The sequence below is a fragment of the Candidatus Cloacimonadota bacterium genome (genome assembly GCA_034661015.1).
Lineage (GTDB): Bacteria > Cloacimonadota > Cloacimonadia > JGIOTU-2 > JGIOTU-2 > JAYEKN01.
Genome location: JAYEKN010000247.1, coordinates 1 through 1,873 on the forward strand (window position 1 = coordinate 1; position 1,873 = coordinate 1,873).

The 1,873-nt window shown below is 32.6% G+C and carries 2 protein-coding genes; both read right to left on the reverse strand.

The features are described 5' to 3' along the window. Positions 1-602 (reverse strand): RloB family protein (locus U9P79_09075; protein MEA2104772.1); only part of this gene is annotated, 602 nt, incomplete at its 3' end. Then, positions 602-1,873 (reverse strand): ATP-binding protein (locus U9P79_09080; GenBank protein MEA2104773.1); only part of this gene is annotated, 1,272 nt, incomplete at its 5' end. The genes U9P79_09080 and U9P79_09075, both read right to left, overlap by 1 nt.

Genomic DNA, 1,873 nt, shown 5'->3' on the forward strand with positions numbered 1-1,873 from the left:
TTTTCCTTTATACTCCTTTCAAGTCTTTTAGCATTACGAATCGCAACATCCTGAAATTTGTTCAATAAAGAATACATATTTGAATCATTTTTTTTATACCGCTGCTTCATCCTCTTGCTAAGCATATTTGAATAATCAGAACGGTCTAACTCAGCATCAATATAATCAAAATGAAGCAAATACCATAACTCAAATGCTTGATTAGAATATGCAATACGAATCTGTATCTTCCGACCTGTCTTTTTACGATATTTATTATTTAGCCTTGCCTCTTCATTTGATATGTTTTCAAATGACTGATTGTAGTTTTGTGAAGGAAAATCATCCCTATCAAAAACACACCAAAGACGTTCGAAATATTTACCCTCATTAGCTTTTGTCTTCCATATAGTAATTGCATCCTTAATAAGGGTAATATTGCTTGTTCCAGTTCCTATTGTTGTAACATTTATGTTGTTAATTGGAAATTTTTTAAAATATTCAGGTTCGGTTCTTTCACCTTCACAAACAATCAATATGCTATTTTTGTACTCCCTTATTTTTTTTCGTTCCCTTTTGAATAGCCCTGTTCTTTTTTTATGGTGTAAATTATCTGTGCCCATCACAAATCCTCCAAGAATAATGACTCGAAATCACTCAGATAGGGAATGGCACCGTACTTACCTAACAAATAATCTTTATCATAAGAGGCATCATCGCGAACTTTTTTATAATCATATAACGAATATAGCTCAGATTCACCATATTTGTCTTTTTCGACAAAATAAATTTGATCACGTCTAAACATTTTTCTATTCATGATATTTGTATTATGCGTTGAAAATAGCAGTTGAGCATCATTTTTGTTCGACTTTTTTGAGTTGAACAGAGAAATTAGAACTTCGCACAGATTCGGATGAAACCGAGCATCAATTTCATCAATAACCAATACAAGTCCATTTTCCAAAGCGTCTAAGACAGGGCCGATTAAAGCAAAAAATTTCTTTGAACCATCGGACTCTTCTCTCTCAAAATCAAAGTCCTCTAACCCGATTACTTCTTTATTCTCGTTGTATTTTTTATGATATGATTTTAGAATAAGCTCATGCAGATTTTTTGTGTCTTTCTTTTCAAGATCAATCTTAAGGAATTCCGGTAGTTTTTTTAAATCAAAAGGTTTTCTCTCAATGGAAATATCTTCTATGCAAATATCTGCATTACACAAAGCCCTGATAACCTGCTTTTTAAAATCAGATTTCTCCATTAAGTTTGCAGTAATTCCATAAATACGCTCATCACCAATTCCGGAGACATCCTGCAATTTTCGAAACCAAGTAATAACACTATTAGTAATTAATGCATTTTCACCTTTTAGTGATGCAATAAGTGATAAAAAAAGTGTCGTTTGGTTGATACTTCCAACCGCCTTATAAACCATTTTGCCTTCTGCAAACTTCTCGCCGATCTTAATATCATTTTCAATCCGAATAAATAATTTTGACTCTTGAGATGTAAAGCGACCAAAAAGCCACTCAGAATGAACTTTTTCTGAGTCGATTTCAAAGCCATATCTAAAAACAATATCTTTAATTTCGTTTTTATACTCAATACCGGATACTAAAAAAGTGACCTCAAACATTGATGGCTGCTCATCGCAAGAACTGCTTAATCTAAACCCTTTCACATCAATTTTTTCACCAATACGACTCTCACGAGCTGAGTTTAAAATCATTCTTTGCATAAATTTGATAGCAGCCAAAAAATTACTTTTTCCGCTTGCATTTGCACCATAAAAAGCTACACTCGAAAGAATTCGATATTTGTCCTTTTCTATAATTGAGGCAGTTGGCTCTTTTTTTGATATAGATGAAGATGCAAGCATGTTTAATTGATT